The organism is Amycolatopsis sp. WAC 04169 (assembly GCF_003947535.1).
Taxonomy (GTDB): Bacteria; Actinomycetota; Actinomycetes; order Mycobacteriales; family Pseudonocardiaceae; genus Amycolatopsis; species Amycolatopsis keratiniphila.
In genome coordinates, this window is sequence record NZ_QHJI01000004.1 from 98,397 (window position 1) to 118,604 (window position 20,208).

At 69.4% G+C, this 20,208-nt stretch carries 17 protein-coding genes; 13 read left to right on the plus strand and 4 right to left on the minus strand.

Going from position 1 to position 20,208, the window contains the following annotated elements:
* Nucleotides 1-177 precede the first annotated feature (177 nt).
* From DMC61_RS09700 to DMC61_RS09710, 3 genes are all read left to right on the plus strand, one after another.
* A complete protein-coding gene (locus DMC61_RS09700) occupies nt 178-600 on the plus strand; it encodes a hypothetical protein (protein ID WP_125688587.1) in 423 nt (140 codons plus the stop codon).
* 42 nt (nt 601-642) lie between these two features.
* Nucleotides 643-1,413, plus strand: a complete 771-nt coding sequence (locus DMC61_RS09705) for an enoyl-CoA hydratase/isomerase family protein (protein ID WP_125688589.1) — start codon at nt 643-645, stop codon at nt 1,411-1,413.
* An 89-nt stretch (nt 1,414-1,502) separates the two neighbouring features.
* A complete protein-coding gene (locus tag DMC61_RS09710) occupies nt 1,503-2,912 on the plus strand; it encodes a S28 family serine protease (protein WP_125688591.1) in 1,410 nt (469 codons plus the stop codon).
* Between the two features lie 75 nt (nt 2,913-2,987).
* Here the strand turns inward: DMC61_RS09710 and uvrB are convergent, their stop codons facing one another.
* Together uvrB and DMC61_RS09720 are read right to left on the minus strand one after the other, a co-directional pair.
* Nucleotides 2,988-5,144: an excinuclease ABC subunit UvrB gene (gene uvrB, locus DMC61_RS09715; protein ID WP_072026416.1), complete on the minus strand. Its 2,157-nt coding sequence runs from the start codon at nt 5,142-5,144 to the stop codon at nt 2,988-2,990.
* A 51-nt stretch (nt 5,145-5,195) separates the two neighbouring features.
* The gene (locus tag DMC61_RS09720) at nt 5,196-6,506 is read right to left on the minus strand and encodes a DUF5685 family protein (protein WP_125688593.1); all 1,311 of its coding nucleotides are present in this window, start codon (nt 6,504-6,506) and stop codon (nt 5,196-5,198) included.
* 143 nt (nt 6,507-6,649) lie between these two features.
* Between DMC61_RS09720 and DMC61_RS09725 the strand changes: the two genes are divergently transcribed.
* The 3 genes from DMC61_RS09725 to DMC61_RS09735 all read left to right on the plus strand — a co-directional run bounded on the left by DMC61_RS09725 (nt 6,650) and on the right by DMC61_RS09735 (nt 10,430).
* A complete protein-coding gene (locus tag DMC61_RS09725) occupies nt 6,650-7,165 on the plus strand; it encodes a DUF402 domain-containing protein (RefSeq protein WP_125688595.1) in 516 nt (171 codons plus the stop codon).
* A gap of 139 nt (nt 7,166-7,304) precedes the next feature.
* Nucleotides 7,305-8,819 carry a glycosyltransferase family 39 protein gene (locus DMC61_RS09730; protein WP_125688597.1) on the plus strand — a complete coding sequence of 505 codons (1,515 nt, stop codon included), beginning with the start codon at nt 7,305-7,307 and terminating at the stop codon, nt 8,817-8,819.
* 90 nt (nt 8,820-8,909) lie between these two features.
* Nucleotides 8,910-10,430 carry a glycosyltransferase family 39 protein gene (locus DMC61_RS09735; protein WP_125688599.1) on the plus strand — a complete coding sequence of 507 codons (1,521 nt, stop codon included), beginning with the start codon at nt 8,910-8,912 and terminating at the stop codon, nt 10,428-10,430.
* Between the two features lie 7 nt (nt 10,431-10,437).
* On the opposite strand, the gene coaE is transcribed toward DMC61_RS09735, so the two are convergent.
* The gene (gene coaE / locus DMC61_RS09740; RefSeq protein WP_125688601.1) at nt 10,438-11,622 is read right to left on the minus strand and encodes a dephospho-CoA kinase; all 1,185 of its coding nucleotides are present in this window, start codon (nt 11,620-11,622) and stop codon (nt 10,438-10,440) included.
* A gap of 197 nt (nt 11,623-11,819) precedes the next feature.
* On the opposite strand from coaE, the gene DMC61_RS09745 reads away from it, so the two are divergent.
* Nucleotides 11,820-12,044 (plus strand): hypothetical protein, encoded by a 225-nt coding sequence (locus DMC61_RS09745; protein WP_016335476.1) that lies wholly within the window; start codon nt 11,820-11,822, stop codon nt 12,042-12,044.
* A gap of 153 nt (nt 12,045-12,197) precedes the next feature.
* On the opposite strand, the gene rpsA is transcribed toward DMC61_RS09745, so the two are convergent.
* On the minus strand, nt 12,198-13,697 hold the full coding sequence (gene rpsA / locus DMC61_RS09750; protein WP_005159322.1) for a 30S ribosomal protein S1: 1,500 nt from the start codon (nt 13,695-13,697) through the stop codon (nt 12,198-12,200).
* A gap of 305 nt (nt 13,698-14,002) precedes the next feature.
* Here rpsA and DMC61_RS09755 point away from each other — a divergent pair, with 305 nt between their 5' ends.
* The 6 genes from DMC61_RS09755 to DMC61_RS09780 all read left to right on the plus strand — a co-directional run bounded on the left by DMC61_RS09755 (nt 14,003) and on the right by DMC61_RS09780 (nt 19,995).
* Entirely contained in the window at nt 14,003-14,854 is an 852-nt protein-coding gene (locus tag DMC61_RS09755; RefSeq protein ID WP_016335477.1) for a class I SAM-dependent methyltransferase, read from the plus strand.
* Nucleotides 14,851-15,753 carry a GNAT family N-acetyltransferase gene (locus tag DMC61_RS09760; protein ID WP_125688603.1) on the plus strand — a complete coding sequence of 301 codons (903 nt, stop codon included), beginning with the start codon at nt 14,851-14,853 and terminating at the stop codon, nt 15,751-15,753. Before DMC61_RS09755 ends, DMC61_RS09760 begins: the two co-directional genes overlap by 4 nt.
* A 31-nt stretch (nt 15,754-15,784) precedes the next feature.
* On the plus strand, nt 15,785-16,714 hold the full coding sequence (locus DMC61_RS09765; protein ID WP_125688605.1) for a GNAT family N-acetyltransferase: 930 nt from the start codon (nt 15,785-15,787) through the stop codon (nt 16,712-16,714).
* 139 nt (nt 16,715-16,853) lie between these two features.
* Nucleotides 16,854-17,528, plus strand: coding sequence for an ABC transporter ATP-binding protein (locus DMC61_RS09770; RefSeq protein ID WP_125688612.1), 675 nt, complete (start codon nt 16,854-16,856; stop codon nt 17,526-17,528).
* Nucleotides 17,525-19,420, plus strand: coding sequence for a YhgE/Pip domain-containing protein (locus tag DMC61_RS09775; RefSeq protein WP_125688614.1), 1,896 nt, complete (start codon nt 17,525-17,527; stop codon nt 19,418-19,420). The genes DMC61_RS09770 and DMC61_RS09775 overlap by 4 nt, the downstream gene beginning before the upstream one ends.
* The gene (locus DMC61_RS09780) at nt 19,417-19,995 is read left to right on the plus strand and encodes a TetR/AcrR family transcriptional regulator (RefSeq protein ID WP_016335482.1); all 579 of its coding nucleotides are present in this window, start codon (nt 19,417-19,419) and stop codon (nt 19,993-19,995) included. Before DMC61_RS09775 ends, DMC61_RS09780 begins: the two co-directional genes overlap by 4 nt.
* The last annotated feature ends 213 nt before the right edge of the window (nt 19,996-20,208 follow it).

The window sequence follows — 20,208 nt, forward strand, 5'->3', positions numbered from 1 at the left end:
CCGTGGCGACCTTCACCCATTAGCGCCGGTAACCGGTGTTTCATGCGCATGAGAACATCGGTTTTCCGATCATCGACTCATTGGGTGAAAAGTTCCCATTCATCTTCGCCAGACCTCCGGGAAATCCTTATCTTCAGTGCGAAGGTGCCGACGCGAGAAGAAAGCGGGGACGTCACCATGACCCAGTCAGTCGAGACTCCGGTCCAAGAATTCTCTCTTGATTGGACCATGACCGCCGGCAAGGGCGGCCGGGTCGGATTCGCCGTCTCGGGCCAGGTGACGCTTCTCGACAACAATCGCTTCTACAAGATCGACGGGGTCCTCTACATCTCCGAGGGCAGCGCCTACTGCCGTGAGATCGGCAACCCGCATCTGTTCGTCCGCCGCAACGGCGTCGAGGAGAGCGGCAGGCAGTGGGGCTGGGAGACCATCTGCAACCGCAAGTCGTGCAGCAGGCTGTGCTCGATGGACGCCTACTTCGTCCGCACCGGCTACTGGGCGCCCGCCGACCGCGCCATCCAGCTCAGCATCGGCGCCGAGACCGGCTGGAACCGCAAACGGTCCTTCAGCCCGACGGTCACCGTGCGCCTCAAGGATTAGCGGTCCACTGTAGATCCTCGACGGCTCGGGTACGGTCGGCCCATGGCCACCTCCTCGATCCGCGTGGACGACGAAGGCGGGATAGCCGTCGTCACCCTGCAGCACGGCAAGGCGAACACCCTCGACACGGAGTTCTGCCAGGAACTGATCGTCCGGTTGGAGGACGTGCAGCTCGGCGGCTATCGCGGTGTCGTGCTGACCGGTACCGGCGGCATCTTCTCCGCGGGCGTCGACCTGCGCCGGGTGCACGACGGCGGCCCGGGATATCTCGAGGACTTCCTGCCCGCGCTGTCGGACGCGTTCCTCTCGGTGTTCGGATTCCCCGGTCCGGTGGTCGCGGCCGTCAACGGTCACGCGATCGCCGGCGGGGCGGTGCTCGCCGCCGCATGCGACCGCCGTGTCCTCGCCGACGGCCCCGGCCGGATCGGGATCACCGAACTGCTCGTCGGCGTGCCGTTCCCCTTGGCGGCGCTGGAGATCCTGCGCTCCGGGTTCGGCGCCGACATCCTGGCCGAACTCGCGTTCCTCGGCGAAACCCACCTTCCGGCGGACGCGCTCCGGCTCGGTCTGGTGAACGAGGTGACCGCGCCCGGGAACGTCGTCGAACGCGCGGTGGAGGTGGCCCGGAAACTCGCCGAGATCCCGGCGGCCGCGTACGCGCACACGAAGGCGCAGCTGCACCGGCCGTTCCACGAGCGGATCGCCGAACACCGCACCGGCGACGACGCCCACGTCCTCGAACTGTGGAGCTCTCCCGAAGCCCGCGCGGCCATCAAGGCCTACGTCGACAAGGTGCTGCGCGGCCAAGGCTGAATCCGGGCTCGACCGGATAGGCGATTGCCCACCGGCGGGGACTCTGTGAGTATCCGACCGCTCAACAGGTCCCGATGGGGAGGGCATGGATGCGGAAGCTCACGGCCGCGTGGTCGGTTCTGGCGACCACCGTTCTCGCACTGGCCGGGCTGACCCCGGCCGCGCAGGCGGCACCCGACGACATCAAGGAGGCGCTCGGGCGGATCCCCGGGCTGACCGTCGTCTCGGAGAACCCGGCGCCGACCGGATACCGGTTCTTCAAACTCGCCTACACCCAGCCCGTCGACCACCGCAGGCCCGGCGACGGCACCTTCCAGCAGCGGTTCACTTTGCTGCACAAGGAATTCCGCTCGCCGACCGTGGTGTACACGAGCGGGTACAACGTGTCCGCGTCGCCCAACCGCTCGGAGCCGACACAGATCGTCGACGGCAACCAGCTGTCGATGGAATACCGCTTCTTCACCCCCTCGCGACCGGACCGGCCGAACTGGGGCAAGCAGCTGACGATCTGGCAGGCCGCCGCCGATCAGCACCGCGCCGTGGAGGCGTTCAAGCGGCTCTACCCGGGCAAGTGGCTCGCGACCGGCGGCAGCAAGGGCGGTATGACGGCGACCTACTTCCGTAGGTTTTTCCCGGACGACGTCGACGCGACGATCCCTTACGTCGCCCCCAACGACGTCATCAATTCGCACGATCGCTACAACACCTTCCTGGCGAACGTCGGCAACGATCCGGCCTGCCGTTCGGCCCTGAAGGCGATCCAGCGTGACGTGCTGACCCGGCGCTCCGAGTTCGCGGCGCTCGCCGCCGCCGACGCGGCCAAGAACGGCTTCACGTTCAAGACCGTCGGCTCGGCCGACGTGTCGCTGGAGATCTCGGTGATCGACTCGTACTTCGCCTTCTGGCAGTACCAGCGGCAGTCGGACTGCGCGACGATCCCGAAGGCGGGCGCCCCGGCGGCCGAGGTCTACGCCTGGTTCGAACGCGTCGAGAGCCTCAACACCTACTCCGACCAGAACCTCGAGGTCTACGTCCCGTACTACTTCCAGGCGGCCTACCAGCTCGGCGCCCCCGAGTCCTACGAAGGCTATCTCCGGGATCTGCTGCGCTACCCGGGATCCAACGTGTCGCGGACCTTTGTGCCGAAGTCGGTCGACATCCCGCGGTTCGACCATCTGGCGATGCCGGACATCGACTTCTGGGTGAAGTCGCGGGGGACGCGGCTGATGTTCGTCAACGGCCAGAACGACCCGTGGAGTGCGGAGCCGTTCAAGCTCGGCTTCGGCACGAAGGATTCCTACAGCTACACGGTGCCGGGCGGCAACCACGGCGCCCGGATCTCGCAGCTTCCCGCCGAGCAGGCGGCCGAAGCGACGAACACCGTGCGGCGGTGGGCCGGTCTGCCTCCGGTCTCACCGGGTGTCAGCACGCGTTCGGCGCCCGCCGGTTTCCCGGACTTCGACGCCGACCTGACCATGCTGGAACGCCGTCGCCTCTGACCCCCTCACGCGTTTCGTCCTCTGAATGCGGTACTTGCGCACGCAAGGAACGCGTTCAGAGGACGAAACGCGGGGTCACTTGATGCCGGCCGCGTCCATTCCCCGGAGCTCCTTCTTGAGGTCCGCGACTTCGTCACGCAGCCGGGCCGCCAGCTCGAACTGCAGGTCGCGCGCGGCCTGCATCATCTGGTCGGTCATCTGCTGGATGAGGTCGGCCAGCTCGGCGCGCGGCATCCCCGCGACGTCCTTGTCCGCGAGCATCCCTGAGCTGCGGACGCGGTCGCCCTGCTCGGGCTTCTTGCCGCGCGAGGAGTTCCGGCCCGAACCGCCGACGGCGACGGACTCCGTGTCCTCGGCCTCGCTGTACACGCGGTCCAGGATGTCGGCGATCTTCTTCCGCAGCGGCTGCGGGTCGACACCCCGCTCCTCGTTGTAGGCGACCTGCTTGGCGCGGCGGCGATCGGTCTCGTCGATGGCGTGCTGCATCGAGTCCGTGATCTTGTCCGCGTACATGTGCACCTCGCCCGACACGTTTCGCGCCGCGCGGCCGATCGTCTGGATCAGCGACGTGCCACTGCGGAGGAAGCCCTCCTTGTCCGCGTCGAGGATCGCGACCAGTGACACCTCGGGCAGGTCGAGACCCTCACGGAGCAGGTTGATGCCGACCAGTACGTCGAAATCGCCCGCGCGCAGCTGCCGCAGCAGCTCGACCCGGCGCAGCGTGTCCACCTCGGAGTGCAGGTAGCGCACCCGAATGCCCAGCTCCAGCAGGTAGTCGGTGAGGTCCTCGGCCATCTTCTTGGTGAGCGTGGTGACCAGGACGCGCTCGTCCTTCTCGGCCCGCTCGCGGATCTCGTGCACCAGGTCGTCGATCTGGCCCTCGGTGGGCTTCACGACGACCTTCGGGTCGACCAGGCCGGTGGGGCGGATGACCTGCTCGACGAACTCGCCGCCCGCCTGTCCCATCTCGTATGGCCCCGGCGTCGCCGACAGGTACACCGTCTGCCCGATCCGGTCGCTGAACTCCTCCCAGGTCAGCGGCCGGTTGTCGACCGCGCTGGGCAGCCGGAACCCGAAGTCGACCAGGTTCCGCTTCCGCGACATGTCGCCTTCGAACATGCCGCCGATCTGCGGGACGGTCTGGTGCGACTCGTCGATGACCAGCAGGAAGTCGTCCGGGAAGTAGTCGATGAGCGTGGCGGGCGCCGACCCGGCGGAACGGCCGTCGATATGCCGCGAGTAGTTCTCGATGCCGGAGCAGAACCCGACCTGGCGCATCATCTCGATGTCGTACGCGGTGCGCATCCGCAGCCGCTGCGCCTCGAGCAGCTTGCCCTGCTTCTCCAGCTCGGCCAGCCGCTCCTCCAGCTCGGCCTCGATGCCGCGGATGGCCTTCTCCATCCGCTCCGGGCCGGCGACGTAGTGCGTGGCCGGGAAGATGCGGACCTCGTCGACCTCTTTCACGATGTCGCCGGTGAGCGGGTGCAGGTAGTACAGCTTCTCGATCTCGTCGCCGAAGAACTCGACGCGGATCGCCAGCTCCTCGTACGCCGGGATGATCTCGACCGTGTCGCCGCGGGCGCGGAAGGTGCCGCGCGCGAAGGCGATGTCGTTGCGGGTGTACTGCACGTCCACCAGCGCGCGGAGGAAGACGTCACGGTCGAGCTGCTCGCCGACCTTCAGCTTCGTCGACCGGTCGAGGTACGACTGCGGCGTGCCGAGGCCGTAGATGCACGAGACACTCGCGACCACGATGACGTCCCGCCGGGACAGCAGGTTCATCGTCGCCGAGTGCCGCAGCCGCTCGACGTCGTCGTTGATCGACGAGTCCTTCTCGATGTAGGTGTCCGTCTGCGCGATGTACGCCTCGGGCTGGTAGTAGTCGTAGTAACTGACGAAGTATTCGACCGCGTTGTGCGGGAACAGCTCCCTCAGCTCGTTCGCCAGCTGCGCGGCGAGCGTCTTGTTCGGCGCCATGACCAGCGTCGGGCGCTGGACGCGCTCGATCAGCCAAGCCGTGGTCGCCGACTTGCCGGTACCCGTGGCACCGAGCAGCACGACGTCCTTCTCGCCCGCGTTGATCCGGCGTTCGAGCTCGTCGATGGCCGCCGGCTGGTCACCGGCGGGCTTGTACTCGCTGACCACCTCGAACCGGCCGCCGGTCCGGGGGATGTCCGTGACGGGGCGGAAGTCCGACTGGGCGAGCACGGGGTGTTCGGATGCGAAAGCCACGGGAACCAGAGTAGGCGCTGGGTCCGACAGTTTCCGTTTCGCCTGGTCGGATCAGCAGGAACAGTCACAACAGTTACAGCAGTCACAACCGTCGCAGTTGTTGCACACTGCCTCGTGCGGCTTGCCGCTCCACGGACCGGGGAACGGGTCGCGGCAGCAGAACTGGCACGAACAGCACATGTAGGTGGCCACGGCGCAGCCGAAGAAGAAACCCCTCGGCTTCGGCGGGACCCGGAACTTCGGCGTCCAGCAGCAGCCACCCTGGCCGTCGGTCGGCGCGCCGCCGTGCTTCCGCTTCTTGTTCGGCGGCTCCTGCGGCGGCCCTCCGCCACCGGGTGCGCCCTGCGGCGGGACCGGCCTCGGTGGCGGCGCCTGGTGCCCACCCTGCGGGTAGGGCTGCTGGGGATACGGCTGTTGCTGATACGGCTGGTGTGGATGCTGTTGCGGCCGGGGTCCGGGCCCGATCCAGCCCGGCGGCGGCTGCTGGGGGCCGTGCCCGTGACCGGTGAGGTTGTGCCCGAAGGAACGCCGCACCGCCTGCCGCAGTTCGTGCACCAGCAGCGCGTGGACGAGCTTCGGCTGGTCGAACTTCACTTCGCGAAGGGCGAGCTCGACACCGAGCACGGCGTCGTCGCACAGCCGTCGCGCCTCCGCGAGGCCGGTGCCGGTGGCCGTCAGCGGGTTCCACGCCCCGGCGGCCTCGTCCTCGGCGAGGTCCTCGACGGCGTCGAGCAGGTGAGCCGCCCTGCCGAACAGGCGCCCGGCCTCGGCCAGCGGGGCGGCGTTGTCCGGACGGCCCGCGATGACCGCGGTGTGCGCGAACGCGGCCGCCGTCGCCAGCTCCGCCGGTTCGGTGGCGAGCACGGCCGAATCACCCAGGTGGAGGGCGCGTTCGATCTCGCCCTGCCGGTCGACGGCCTCGGTCAGGACCGCCGTGTCGAAGCCGATCCGGGTGCCCGTGCGGCTCCCCTGGTCCGCCCAGCGCGTCGCGACCCGCTTCGCGGCGAGAGCGACGGAACGCCGCGCGAAAGCGCCGTCCCGGTCTTCGACGTGGTCGCTGATCTTGGCCGACGCCAGCACCAGGGAGACCGCGGCCGCGAGCTGGGCACCGCCGCCCTTCGCGACCGACGTTCCCTTCATCGCCCGAAGCGGGCAAGGGCCGGCGTCGCGCCGCCCCTCCGCTCGAGGCGACTGGGCTTCGACGAGCGCCGAGATGATCAGGCCGTCGTAGTTCGTCACCATTCGGGCGAGATGTCCGTGTTCGTCGCGCAGCGCCAGGCAGAGACCGCAGAGATGGGCGAGCCAGTCCGCGTGCAGACCAGCGGAAAGCCGGTGGCGGCACGGCCTGATGATCCCGAACATACGTCGACTCCCCACTCACCCCTATGGCGGAACCAGCGCACCTTATCCGGCCGGGTGGCGCCACTCCCACGGAACCGCGAAACCGTGATCGTCCACCCGGTTGGGCGGTGTTCGCGGGCGTCGGCTCCTTCCAAGATGGGCGCATGACCGCGCTGCATCCGCCGAAGGTCGAGTACTTCGACCCGGCCGCGAAGACCAACACCGACCCCAAGGGCGTCGTGAGGGACGTCGAGGAATACCGCGAAGAGCCCTTCGGCCTCTACATGGCGCGGCCGACGCCGGGGCGGGCGCAGTTCCACTACCTCGAGTCCTGGCTGCTGCCCGACCTCGGCCTGCGGATCACCGATTTCTGGTTCAACCCCGGCCACGAACGCGATCAGGACTTCTACCTCGACGTCGTCGACATCCGCCGCGAGGACGGCGTCTGGGTGGCCACCGATCTCTATCTCGATCTCGTCCTGCGGGACAAGAAGTCCGTCCAGGTGATCGACACCGACGAACTCCTCGCCGCGGTCGTCGCCGGGCTGGTCTCCCCCGCCGACGGCGAACGCGCGCTCGACGTCAGCCACACGACCGTCGACGGACTGGCCTCCCATGGGCACGACTTGCGCGGCTGGCTGTCCACAAAGGACATAACCCTCGGCTGGCGACGGCACTGAGCCACCGGCATCCATCGTTCGGTTGATTTTCGCTCATCCTTTGGGAGAGACGGATTCCGACCGGCCGATGGATACCCGGCAGAGCACCCTTGCGGGACTCTCGATCACGGAGTAACCGATCGAGAGGGGGCGGATACCCGTGGTCATCGAGGCCGAGGGACTCCGGGAACGCGCGGAGGCCACGCCGTTCGCGAGAGCACCGGTGCTGGCGATCGCCGGCGCGATGGGGGCGGTGCTCGCGGCGACGGCGGGCCGCTACGGCTATTTCGGCGATGAACTGTACTTCCTGGCGGCCGGTCGGCATCTGGACTGGGGGTATGCCGACCAACCGCCGCTGTTGCCGCTCCTGGCCCGGCTGATGGACGGGTTCGGCGCCGATTCGCCGTTCGTCCTGCGGATCCCGGCGATGCTGGCGATGGTCGCCGGCGTCGTGCTGACCGCGCTCATCGCCAGGGAACTGGGCGGTGGCCGGAAAGCGCAGACGATCGCGGCGGCGGCCTTCGCGGTGTCCCTCCAGATGCTGGGCAGCGGGCACTACCTGGCGACCAGCACGATCGACCCGTTCCTGTGGACGCTGCTGATCTGGCTGCTCGTCCGGTGGACGCGCACCCGTGCGGACGGGCTGCTGGTCTGGAGCGGCGTGGTCACCGGATTCGCGCTGAACACGAAGTTCCTCATCGGGGGCTTCTGGCTCGTCGCGCTGATCGCCGCGGCGGTGTCCGGGCCCCGCGACCTCGTCCGCCGTCCGGCGCTGTGGTGCGGCGCGCTGATCGCCGCCGCGATGATCGCGCCCACGCTCGTCTGGCAGGCCGCGAACGGATGGCCGCAACTGACCATGGGCGCGGCGATCTCCCAGGAGGTCTCGGCAGGCTGGGGCGGACGGGCCACGTTCGTCCCGACGCTGGTGCTCAGCGCCGGGATTCCGGTGGGGATGGTCCTGGTCGGCTATGGGCTGTGGCGGCTGCTGCGGTCCGAACGCCTGCGGCCGTACCGTTTCCTCGGCTGGACCGCGCTCGGCGTCCTCGCCTTGTTCCTGCTGGCGAACGGGCGTTACTACTACGCGGCGGGGATGTTCGCCCCGCTGTTCGCGGCTGCGGCGGTGGAGATCGAAGCGGGTCAGGCGTCGAAGTACTGGCGTTGGGTCGTCGCCTGGCCGGTGTACGTCGTGGCCGCGCTGGTCGCGATCCCGCAATCGCTCCCGGTCCTTCCGCGGGCGGAGCTGGCGAGTGCCCCGGAGTGGGCCCGGCCGGTCTTCGCCGACGAGGAGATCGGCTGGCGGGAGATCACGGAGTCGGTGGCGCGGGCGTACCGGACCGCGCCCGATCCGGCCCGGACCGGGATCGTGGCGGCGAAGTACTGGCAGGCGAGCGCGATCGACCACTACGGACCGGAGCTCGGGCTCCCGTCGCCGTCGAGCCCCAACCGCGGCTACGCGACGCTGCCGAGGCCGCCGGAATCGGCACGGGACATCCTGTTCGTCGGGAACGACCCTTCGGGGCTTGTGCCGTACTTCACGCGGATCCAAGAGGTCGGTGCGCTCGACAACCGGGCCGGGATCACGAACACGAGTCAGGGCATGAAGATCTGGCTGGCCACCGGCCGGAACGGGAGCTGGGACACGGTATGGCCGAAGCTCACGGACTGGGGGTTCTGATGCTCCGGCGGTCCTCTCACGACCGACGCGCCACGCCGGTGGCACGTAAGGTGCGAGAGGACCGGCACCCGAGGGATCTGCGAGGAATGGATGGAAGCCGCCCCCGCGGCCGAAACACCGACCGTGTCCAGTGCGGCGTTCGCCCGGCTCCCGGTGGGGTTGCTCGCCGCCGCAGCCGCGGCGGTCCTGCTGGCGACGGCGTGGCGCTACGGCTACTTCGGCGACGAGCTGTACTTCCTTTCCGCGGGCAAACGGCTGGCCTGGGGTTACGCGGATCAGCCGCCGGTGCTCCCGTTCCTGGCGCTGGCGATGGACACGCTCGCGCCGGGCAACGTCTTCGTGTTCCGCCTGCCCGCCGTCCTCGCGACGGCCGCCGGTGTCGTGTTCACCGGGCTCATCGCCTACGAGATGGGCGGGGACCGCCGGGCGCAGACCCGCGCCGCCGCCGCGTACGCGATCTGCGGGCAGTTCCTCGGCAGCGGGCACTACCTGGCCACCTCGACGATCGATCCGGCGCTGTGGACGCTCATCGCCTGGCTGCTCGTCCGGTGGATGCGGACGCGTGACGACAACCTGCTGCTGTGGCTGGGTCTGGCGACCGCCGTCGCGCTGAACGTCAAGCTCCTCATCGCGACGTTCTGGGTCGCGGCCGGGATCGCGATCCTGCTCTTCGGGCCCCGGGATCTGTTGCGCAGGCCCAAACTCTGGGCGGGCGCGGGGATCGCCGCGCTGTCGATGGTGCCGACGCTGTGGTGGCAGGCCGCGAACGGCTGGCCGCAGCTGGAGATGGGCGACGTCATCGCCCACGAGACCACCGGCGGCTGGAGCGGGCGCGCCGGGTTCCTGCCCGCCCTGCTGACCGGGGCCGGGCTCGGCATCGGTGTCGTCGGTGTCCTCTATGGACTCTGGGTGTTGTCGTTCTCGGCCAGGCTGCGCGCGTACCGGTTCCTCGGCTGGACGACCGTCGGCGTGATCGCGCTGTTCATCCTGTCCAACGGCCGGTACTACTACGCGGCGGGCATGTTCGGTGTCCTGTGGGCGGGCGCGGCGGTCCACTTCGGACAGTTGAAGCCGTCACTGTGGTTCCGCTGGATCCCGACCTGGCCGGTGTTCCTGCTTTCCGCGCTGTACACCCTCCCGTACGCGCTGCCGGTGTGGCCGTCCGCCTGGCTCGCGGAAGGCCGGGACGTACCGCGCCCGGCGTATGCGCTGGAGGAGATCGGCTGGCCGGACCTCGCCCGGTCGGTCGCCGACGCCTATCACCGGCTCCCGCCGGAGCAGCGGGAGCGCACCACCCTCGTCACGGCGGGCTACTGGCAGGCCGGAGCGCTGGACCGGTACGGCGCCGACTACGGGCTGCCCGCCGTGTACAGCCCGAGCCGCGGGTTCTGGTACTTCGGGCATCCACCCGAGACCGCGGACAGCGTCCTGTTCGTCGGGCCGGATCCGGCGCGGCTGCTGCGTTCGTTCACCGAAGCCCGGATCGTCTCCCACGTGGACAACGAGGCCGGTGTGCGCAACGTGAGCCGCGGGATGCCGATCTGGCTGGTCACCGGCCACACCGAAACCTGGGCGTCGGCGTGGCCGGCGCTCCGGGAATTCCGGGTATGACCTGCGCTTACGGGGTCCAGCCGGTCGATTCCGCCCAGGCGTCGGCACGGGTGAAAGCGGCGTCGACCCAGACCTGCTTCTCGTCGGTGTACTGCTCGACAGTCCCGTCACCGGCGTGCTTCGCGGCCATGGCGGTCTTGACCGCCGCATAGGCGTCGCGTTCGTCGGGGTTCTGTCGCAGCCATTCCGGGAACAGCAGCGCGAGCCGCCAGGCCGGGGTCTCCTGCGAGCGGACGTGCAGGTTGACCGGACGGCGAGGGTCGCCGCCGAAGTGGAACCGCTTGGGCCAGGTGCCCTCTTCTCCGTGCGCGTCGTCGTACCACTCCCCTTCCGCCCGCGGGAACCCCGCGTCGGAGAGCGCGTCCGCCAGTTCGTCGGCCTTGTCCAAAGTGGACACTGTCAGCTGGAGATCGAGGATGTCCTTGGCGGGCAGCCCCGGCACGGACGTCGAGCCGATGTGATCGATCCGCACGGCGTTGTCGCCTGCCACCACGCGGATCCGCGCGAGCGCGCGCTCGGCCTGCACGGGCCACGTCTCGTCGGGCGGCGCGATCTTCGGCGACATCGGCGCCCGCGGCTTGCGGAGCCGCACGTTCGCCTCGAACGGGGTCAGCCGGTCCGCCCACAGCGCGTCGACCTCGGCGAGCACGATGTCGGGAGCTCCGCTGTTGTCGAACCACACGTCGGCCACCGCCCGGCGCTGATCGGTGGTGGCCTGCGCCTTGATCCTGGCGCGGGCGTCCGGTTCCGCCATGCCGCGGGCCTCGACCAGGCGGCGGACCCGGACCTCCTCCGGCGCGTCAACCATGACGACGAGGTGGTACATCGGCGCCAGCCCGCCCTCGACCAGCAGCGGGATGTCGTGGACGATGATCGCGTCCGGCGCGGCGGCCGCCATCAGTTCGGCCGTCCTGGCGCCGACCCTGGGATGGACGATCGAGTTCAGCCGCTTGCGCGAGTCCTCGTCGGCGAACGCCTTCGCGGCGAGCGCCGCCCGATCGAGGGCGCCTTCGGGGCCCAGGATGCCTTCCCCGAATGCCTCGACGAGTTCGGCGAGCCCCGGCGTCCCCGGCTCGACGACCTCCCTGGCGATCTTGTCGGAGTCGATGAGGACGGCGCCGTGCTCGGAAAGCCGGTTCGCCACCGTCGATTTTCCGGCGCCGATCCCGCCGGTCAGGCCCACACGCAGCATGTCGATCAGCCTAGTGGCGCGACCTGGGGTGACCGCGCAGGGTCACGAGATGTACGCAACCGGCACAGACGGATGCAAAAGGCAAGTTCATAGTGACGCGAGACTCAACCTTTATGGGTGACACGCCGCGCGGTTACGCCGCATCAGGCGCCTGATTGCGTACCGTGCGCGGCGAAGGTAGCCCACACGGAGGAAAGATGGCAGACGGCAAGCACGTCGGAAGGCACCGGCTCGGAACGCCGGGCCTGGTGCACTGTGTCCTCCATCGTCCCGTGGCCGAGGCCCTCGCCGAATATCGGCGCACGTGGCTGAGCGCGCTCCTGGTCCCGGCCAAGCACAGCTTCGCCGGGCTCCGCCGCAAGGCCCGCGCCGCGGCGCTCGAACGCGTCTGGGTGCCGGCCGTCCGGCCCGCCACCTCCTGACGCTCCTCCCTCCCCTACCGCATCCAGTCCTCTGGATGCGGTAGTTGCGCGTGCAAGGAACGCATTCAGAGGACTAAATGCGGGCAAAAGACAGCGGCCCCGGTCCGTGTGGACCGGGGCCGCTGTCTGTCAGCTACTGGCTGAGCGCCTGGATCACGCGCCGCCCGACAGCTTCTCGCGGAGAGCCGCGAGCTGCTCGTCGCTGGCGAGCGTGCCACCGCTCTTGGCCTCGGCCGGAGCGGAGGTGTAGCTCTGCTCGCCCGAGTCGCCGGAGGTGACACCGGTCGCGGCGTCGGCCGCGGCTTCCGCGTCGGCCTCGGCGGCCTTGACGACCTGCTTCATGTGAGCCTCGTAGCGGGTGTGAGCCTCGGCGTACTGACGCTCCCACTCCTCACGCTGCTTGTCGAAGCCTTCCTGCCACTCCTGGGTGTCCGGGTCGAAGCCTTCGGGGTAGATGTAGTTGCCCTCGGCGTCGTACTCGGCGGCCATGCCGTACTGAGTCGGGTCGAACTCGGTCTCCGGCGTGACACCCTCGTTCGCCTGCTTCAGCGAGAGCGAGATGCGACGACGCTCGAGGTCGATGTCGATGACCTTGACCATCACGTCGCCGTTGACCTGGACGACCTGCTCCGGGATCTCCACGTGGCGCTCGGCCAGCTCGGAGATGTGCACCAGGCCCTCGATGCCCTCCTCGACGCGCACGAACGCACCGAAGGGGACGAGCTTGGTGACCTTGCCCGGCACGATCTGGCCGATCGCGTGGGTGCGGGCGAACTGACGCCACGGGTCTTCCTGGGTCGCCTTCAGCGACAGCGAGACGCGCTCGCGGTCCATGTCGACGTCCAGAACCTCGACCGTGACCTCCTGGCCGACCTCGACGACCTCGGACGGGTGGTCGATGTGCTTCCAGGACAGCTCGGAGACGTGCACCAGGCCGTCGACGCCACCCAGGTCCACGAAGGCACCGAAGTTGACGATGGACGACACGACGCCCTTGCGGACCTGGCCCTTGGCGAGCGCGTTGAGGAACTCGCTGCGCACCTCGGACTGGGTCTGCTCCAGGTAGGCGCGGCGGGACAGGACCACGTTGTTGCGGTTCTTGTCCAGCTCGATGATCTTCGCCTCGAGCTCGCGGCCGACGTACGGCTGCAGGTCGCGCACGCGGCGCATCTCGACCAGCGACGCGGGCAGGAAGCCGCGGAGGCCGATGTCCAGGATGAGGCCGCCCTTGACGACCTCGATGACGGTGCCCTTGACGGGCTCGTCCTTCTCCTTGAGCTCCTCGATCGTGCCCCAGGCGCGCTCGTACTGCGCACGCTTCTTGGACAGGATCAGACGGCCTTCCTTGTCCTCCTTCTGGAGAACCAGGGCTTCGACCTCATCGCCGACGGTGACAACCTCAGCCGGGTCGACATCGTGCTTGATGGAGAGCTCGCGCGAGGGGATGACACCCTCGGTCTTGTAGCCGATGTCGAGCAAGACCTCATCGCGATCGACCTTGACGATGGTTCCTTCGACGATGTCTCCATCGTTGAAGTACTTGATCGTCTTGTCGATCGCAGCGAGGAAGTCTTCCTCCGACCCGATGTCGTTGATAGCGACCTGCTGGGGCCCGGCGGGGGCGGTCGGGGCGGTGGCGGTGTCGGTCGTCATTAGGCGGGTTGCTCCGGTGGATGGGAAGTAGTGGGTTTGCAGTTAGGGCACCATGGGCTCTTCCGACATGAGGCGACCACATAAGCAAACGTCCACAGGGAACGACCGCGAGCATCACCGCATCCGGTACGCGACCCCCTGACCCGGACGCTGAGCGAACCGGGGGAAAGAGTAGCGCGAACCCACTGCGCTAACAGATATCCTACGCGGCCCCCTGTACACGGCACAATCAGGGTCGCCCCCACGATCACGGCGGGCGGATAAGCTGTGCCGCGAAGCCCTGACCTGGGGAAAGGATATCGGTTTTGAGCCAGCAGTCCGTCGCCGAGCCCGATCGGCACGCACAGGCCGAGGAGCGGCTCGGCACCGCAGGGGTCGCCTACCGGGCGGTCTCGGCGCCGGAAGCGACCGCCGCGAACCTGGCGTGGTGGGACGCCGACGCCGACGACTACCAGGCGACCCACGGCGGGTTCCTCGGCGACGCGGACTTCGTCTGGTGCCCCGAGGGCGTCCGCGAGGCCGATGTCGCGCTTCTGGGTGAAGTCGCCGGCAAGCGGATCCTCGAGGTCGGCTGCGGGCAGGCGGCCTGCTCGCGCTGGCTCGCCGCGCAGGGCGCCGAGGCGGTGGCGACCGATCTGTCGGCGGGCATGCTGCGGCACGCGAGGGAGGGCAACGAGCGGACCGGCACCCCCGTCCCGCTCGTGCAGGCGACGGCGGAGTCGCTGCCGTTCGCCGACGCGAGCTTCGACGCCGCCTGTTCGGCTTTCGGCGCGGTGCCGTTCGTGGCGTCGGTGGACGTCGTCTTCGCCGAAGTGCGCCGGGTGCTCCGGCCGGGTGCCCGCTGGGTGTTCTCCGTGACCCACCCGATGCGCTGGATCTTCCCCGACGATCCCGGACCGCAGGGCCTCACCGTCACCCAGCCGTACTTCGACCGCACGCCGTACGTCGAGGTCGACGAAGAGGGCGTCGCGACGTACGTCGAGTATCACCGCACCCTCGGCGACTACGTCCGCGCGCTCTCCGACGCGGGCTTCGCGCTTACCGATCTCATCGAGCCCGCTTGGCCGGAGGGTCACACCCGCACCTGGGGACAGTGGAGCCCGTTGCGCGGCAAGCTCTTCCCCGGCACCGCGATCTTCTGCACCCAGCGGGGATGACCCCGGCGGCGGAACGGCAGCGGGCGCGGTTCGCCGCGCTCGACCCGTTGCTTCCGCCGCCACCCCCGCTCCCGCCGGGCGAACCCCTCGAAGCGGGCGGCGCGACAGGGACGATCACGCACGTACGGTTCGCGGCGGGTTCCTGGCAACGGCTCTGGAGCCCCGCGCATCTGCAGATCCTGTCCGCCGTCCTCCCGCTCGACGCCGTCGCGGGCATGAGCGCGCTGCTGTCCGCCTGGCGCGAGCGGATCGCGCTCGCCGACGCCGAACCCGATTCGTCGTGCACGGTCACCTGGCCCAGCCGTGACGTCGCGGTCTCGCGGGCGCTGCTGGACCACGGGCTCGCGCCGCAACTGGCGCTGGCCGTCCGCGCGCCCGCGGCGGGGGAAGCGCATTCCGTGCCCGGCGTGACCATCCGCGCGTCGACACGGGGCGACCTGGAGGAGATCGTCGGCCTCCGGTTCGAGGAACTCCGCTACACCTCGCTCGTCGGCCACGGTGTGGTCCGGCCCGGCGCCAAGGCCTTGCTGGCGGAAGAGGTCCGGCGGGGCCTGCAGTTCGGCGGCCGGGTCTGGATCGCCGAAGAGGAAGGGCTCACGGTCGGGATGGTGACCGGCGGAAAGCGCTCCCCGATCCCCGGCGACGCGCTCGCCGGACGCTTGCCGCCGGGCGAATGGGGTTACGTCGGAACGCTCGCCGTCACCGCGGCCGCGCGGGGACGCGGGATCGGGCGCGCGCTGACCGCCGTCGTGCACGACGAGCTGTTCTCGCCGTCGCTGCGCGGTACCTTCGTCTCGTACAATCCGGCGAATCCGCTGTCCCCGGTGTTCTGGCACCGGCAGGGTTATCGTCCTCTGTGGACGACGTGGGCGGCCGCCCCGGCGGCGGCCCTTCGGTAGCGGTGCCCGGCGCGTCGACCCTGGGGACGGGATGGAAATCGAGAAGACCTTGTTCGACGCGCACCGCGCCCGGCTCGCGTCGATCGACAGGCTCCTGCCCGAGGCGGCGCCGCCCCCGGTCGTCGGCGAACGCGTGGACGCGGCCACCGCGGCGGGCGTCCAGGTCACCGGTGTGGTGCAGCGCCAGTTGCACGGCCCGGACGACGTCCCCCTGCTGTGGTCGGCCGCCGATGTGCGCCAGCTCTTCCCGTTCACCGGGAACACCGGCACCGAGGGCATGGACGTGCTGCTGCGCGCGTGGCGGACGTGGATGGACGCCGAATCCCCCGGCGAGGACTCGTCCTGCGTGGTCAACTGGCCGAGCCGGGACGCCGAGGCGATCCGCGCCTTCCTCGACCACGGGCTGGTGCCGATGTCCGCGCTCGCCGTGCGCACCGGGAGCCACCGGGACACCCCGCCCGCCGAGGGCGTGGCCGTCCGCCGGGCGCGGCGTGAAGACTTCGACACCGTGCTCGCGATGGCCGTGTCGACCCACGACTACATCGGCCAGGTCGCCACCCGGCATCGTCCGAACGCCGCCGAACTGCTCGCCCCGGCTCTGGAACGCGCGCTCGACAAGGACGTCCCGCTGCTGTGGCTGGCCGAACGGGACGCCCGGATCGCGGCGTTCGCGCACGGCGCGTGGATCACCTCGTCGCCGGGATCGGCCGAGGCCGAACTGCTCCCCCACGGCCGCTGGGGTTACGTCAACAACGTCGTCACCGTGCCCGGCCTGCGCGGGAACGGACTCGGCCGCACACTGATGTCGGTGGTGCACAAGGAGTTCGCCGCCGACGGCGCGGACGGCACCTACCTCTACTACAACCCGACCAACCCGCTCTCCTCGGTGTTCTGGCACCGGCAGGGTTATCGTCCACTGTGGACGTCCTGGGAGGTCCATCCGGCTTCGGCCCTGCGCTAGTCGTCCGGTTTGCGGAGGTTTCGTCACTCTTGTGTGTGACGTGAGCCCCCCAAGGTTGTGCGCCTCCCAGGTCAGGGCTAACTTTTGAACTGACCAGTCAGTTTAAAAGTTCCGCGAGTCACCGACCTGGGAGTTCTTCGTGCGGGTTCAAGCCGACAGGGTGTCCGTGACCGGACCCCACGGCACGTTGCTGTCGCCTACTTCGCTCACCGTTTCGGGCGGTGAGCTGGCGATCGTGCACGGCGAGCCAGGGGTCGGCGTCACCGCCTTCGGGCTGGCGCTGGCAGGCAGGCTGAAGCCCGCCACCGGGACGGTGACCGTCGAGGGCGGTGACCCGCGCAAGGTCGTGGCGATCGTCGACTCCCCCGGGGTGAGCGAGCCGGACGGCGCGTTGTCGCTGCAGGTCGTCGTCGGGGAGGAACTCGAACTGGCGAAGCGGCCGGCGAACAAGGCCGCCGTCGCGAGCTGGCTGGCCGAGCACGGCGCCGCCGCCTTCGCCACCACCCGCTTCGAGAATATCGAACCGGTGACGCGCACCCGGCTGCTCACCGCGCTCGCCGCGGGCCGCGAGGGCGTCGGCGTCCTCGTGCTCGACACCCCGGACAGGCACACCAGCGACGTCGACAGCTGGGCGCGGCTCGCCCGCGAGCACGCCGAGCGCGGCCTCGCCGTGATCGTGCTGACCGCCACCACCCCGGTTTCGGCCCTGCCGGAGGAGCCCGCTCGCTGCGGCGCCCTCGAGCAGCCCGACCCCGTGCGCTGCGCGCCGGTCGAAACCGCTGAGATCGAAGAGACTTCAGGAGACCAGGAATGAATCCCGTCCGGATCGCCGCCAACGAGCTGCGCCGGCTGAGCAGTGGCACCCTGCCGAAGCTCGCCATGGCCGCGCTCGTCCTGGTGCCGCTGCTCTACGCGTCCTTCTACCTCTACGCGAACTACGACCCGTACTCGCGCCTGGACAAGCTTCCCGCCGCCGTCTTCACCTCCGACACCGGCGCGAAGGACTCGGCCGGCGTGGAGCGCAACGTCGGCCGTGAGGTCACCGACGAACTGGTCAAGTCCGGCACGTTCCAGTGGCACGAGGTGTCCCAGGACGAGGCCGCGAAGGGCGTCCGCGACGACAAGTACTCGTTCGCGATCGGCATCCCGCGCGACTTCTCCACGGCGCTGCTGTCCTCGGGCAATTTCCAGCCCCAGCAGGCGACGATCACGCTGACGACCAACGACGCGAACAACTATCTGTCCGGGACCATCGCGAAACAGGTGGCCGAGCAGGTCCGCAAGACGATCGCGGAGAAGGTCGGCAGCGAGGCGGCGGACAAGTTCCTGGTCGGCTTCTCCACGATCTACGGCAAGATCCAGGAGGCCTCGACGGGCGCTTCGCAGCTCGCCGACGGCGCGGGCAAGCTGAAGACCGGACAGCAGCAGCTGGCCGACGGTGCCAATCAGCTCGCCTCCGGCAGCTCCCAGCTGGCGACCGGGCTCGGCACGCTGAAATCCAGTACCGCCCAGCTCCCCGCGCAGACCCAGAAACTCGCCGACGGCGCCGGTCAGGTCGCCGACGGGAACCAGAAGGTCGCCGACGCCGCCTCGCTCGCGGCGACGGCCTCCGGGGACATCCAGGCCAAACTCGACGGCTACCGCACCCAGCTCGCGCAGGACCTGCGTGCCGCCGAAGTCCCCGAGGCGAAGGTGCAGGAGATCCTGAGCCGCCTCGACACCCTCCGGTCTCCGGTCGACCAGGCGAACACGAAGATCCAGGGCGCGAACAGCCAGCTCGCCCAGCTCGCGTCCGGTGCCCGGCAGGTGTCCGACGGCGCGCACCAGCTGGCCTCGGCCACCCCGCAGCTCACCAGCGGCATCGCGCAGGCGGCCGACGCCTCCACGCAGATCCGCGACGGCGCCGCGAAGCTGAACGACGGCGAGAAGACCGCGCTCAACGGCACGAACCAGCTCGCCGACGGCGCGGTGCAGCTGCGCGACGGGCTCGCGGCCGGGCTCAAGGAGATCCCGAACCCGGACGACCCCACCCGGGCGGCGACCGCCAACACCATCGCGGACCCGGTGGCGGTCAACTCCTCCGGCGTCGCGTCGGCCGGGACCTACGGCGCGGGTCTGGCCCCGTTCTTCATCTCGCTCGCGACCTGGATCGGCGCGTTCGTGCTGTTCCTGTTGCTGCGCCCGCTCTCGACCCGCGCGCTGACCGCCGGCGCGTCGCCGTTCAAGGTCGCGCTCGGCGGCTGGCTGTCCTCGGCGCTGCTCGGGATCGCGCAGGTGATCGTGCTGTTCGGCGCGGTGACCTGGCTGGTCGGCATCGACGTCGCGCATCCGCTCGGCGCGATCGGGTTCGCGGTGCTGGTGTCGCTGACGTTCACGTCGGTGGTGCACGCGCTCAACGCGTTCTTCGGCGCCGTCGGGAAGTTCCTCGGCCTGGTCCTGCTGGTGCTCCAGCTGGTGAGCGCGGGCGGCACGTTCCCGTGGCAGACCATCCCGGACGCGTTGTACCCGCTGCACATCGTGCTGCCGATGGGTTACGCGATCGACGGGTTCCGGCACCTGCTCTACAGTGGCGCCTCGATGGAGATCCTCGGTGACATCGGTGTCCTTCTCGCCTATCTCGTCGGCGGGATCCTGGTCTCGACGCTGGCCGCGCGGAAACGGCGCACCTGGACGGTTTCGGCGCTGAAACCCGAGCTGGCGTTGTGAGCCCCCGGGGTGAGGCGACGAAGCAGAAGCTGTTCGAAGCGACGCTGCGGCTGTCCGCCAGCCGCGGCCTCGTGGGGCTGACGGTGGACGACATCGCGGCCGAGGCGAAGGTCGCGAAGGGCACCGTCTACTACAACTTCGGCAGCAAGGACGGTCTTGTCGACGCACTGCTGCGCTACGGCGTCGGCGTGCTCGCGGACCGGCTGCGCACGGCGACCGGCGACGGCGACCCGATGGACGTGATCGAGTCGCAAGTGGACGGTGCGCTGGAGTTCATCGCCGAATACCCCGGTTTCTCGCAGATCCTGGTGAGCGAGATGTGGCGCACGCCCGGTACCTGGCACGAGACGCTGACGCTGCTGCGCGAGGAGATCATTTCGATCGTGCGCGAACAACTCCACCGGCTGGACGCCGCCGGGCGGCTGCCCGACGGCGTCCAGATCCAGACCGCCGCGGCGGGGTTGTTCGGCACGATGCTGGTGGTCGCGCTCGACTGGCAGGTCTTCCAGCCGAAACGGACGCGGGCCGATGTGCGGGAATCGGTGATGGTGCTGATCCGGGGCCTCGGGCGTTAGCTGAAGGACCCCTTCCTGCCGGATACGGGGAGCGGCGCTTGAGGTCAGGTCCGTGAAGGCCTCCTTGAGGGACTCTGGGTCTCTCAAGGAGGCCTTCACGGACTCGCGAATCGCCACACTCGACCCAAGTACACCGGCAGCCACAGCCGTCACAGGTGTCGCGCGTTAAGGGCCCCTTCCCTCGGCTCAGCCGAGGAAACTCGACCTTGCCAA

Bases quoted from the DNA above. Each gene is read 5' to 3' on its own strand.
- DMC61_RS09745 (WP_016335476.1), top strand. From the start codon at position 11,820: ATGGCAGACGGCAAGCACGTCGGAAGGCACCGGCTCGGAACGCCGGGC.
- DMC61_RS09775 (WP_125688614.1), top strand. From the start codon at position 17,525: ATGAATCCCGTCCGGATCGCCGCCAACGAGCTGCGCCGGCTGAGCAGT.
- DMC61_RS09765 (WP_125688605.1), top strand. From the start codon at position 15,785: ATGGAAATCGAGAAGACCTTGTTCGACGCGCACCGCGCCCGGCTCGCG.
- DMC61_RS09720 (WP_125688593.1), bottom strand. From the start codon at position 6,506: ATGTTCGGGATCATCAGGCCGTGCCGCCACCGGCTTTCCGCTGGTCTG.
- DMC61_RS09725 (WP_125688595.1), top strand. From the start codon at position 6,650: ATGACCGCGCTGCATCCGCCGAAGGTCGAGTACTTCGACCCGGCCGCG.
- DMC61_RS09705 (WP_125688589.1), top strand. From the start codon at position 643: ATGGCCACCTCCTCGATCCGCGTGGACGACGAAGGCGGGATAGCCGTC.
- DMC61_RS09760 (WP_125688603.1), top strand. From the start codon at position 14,851: ATGACCCCGGCGGCGGAACGGCAGCGGGCGCGGTTCGCCGCGCTCGAC.
- rpsA (WP_005159322.1), bottom strand. From the start codon at position 13,697: ATGACGACCGACACCGCCACCGCCCCGACCGCCCCCGCCGGGCCCCAG.
- coaE (WP_125688601.1), bottom strand. From the start codon at position 11,622: ATGCTGCGTGTGGGCCTGACCGGCGGGATCGGCGCCGGAAAATCGACG.
- DMC61_RS09735 (WP_125688599.1), top strand. From the start codon at position 8,910: ATGGAAGCCGCCCCCGCGGCCGAAACACCGACCGTGTCCAGTGCGGCG.
- DMC61_RS09710 (WP_125688591.1), top strand. From the start codon at position 1,503: ATGCGGAAGCTCACGGCCGCGTGGTCGGTTCTGGCGACCACCGTTCTC.
- DMC61_RS09700 (WP_125688587.1), top strand. From the start codon at position 178: ATGACCCAGTCAGTCGAGACTCCGGTCCAAGAATTCTCTCTTGATTGG.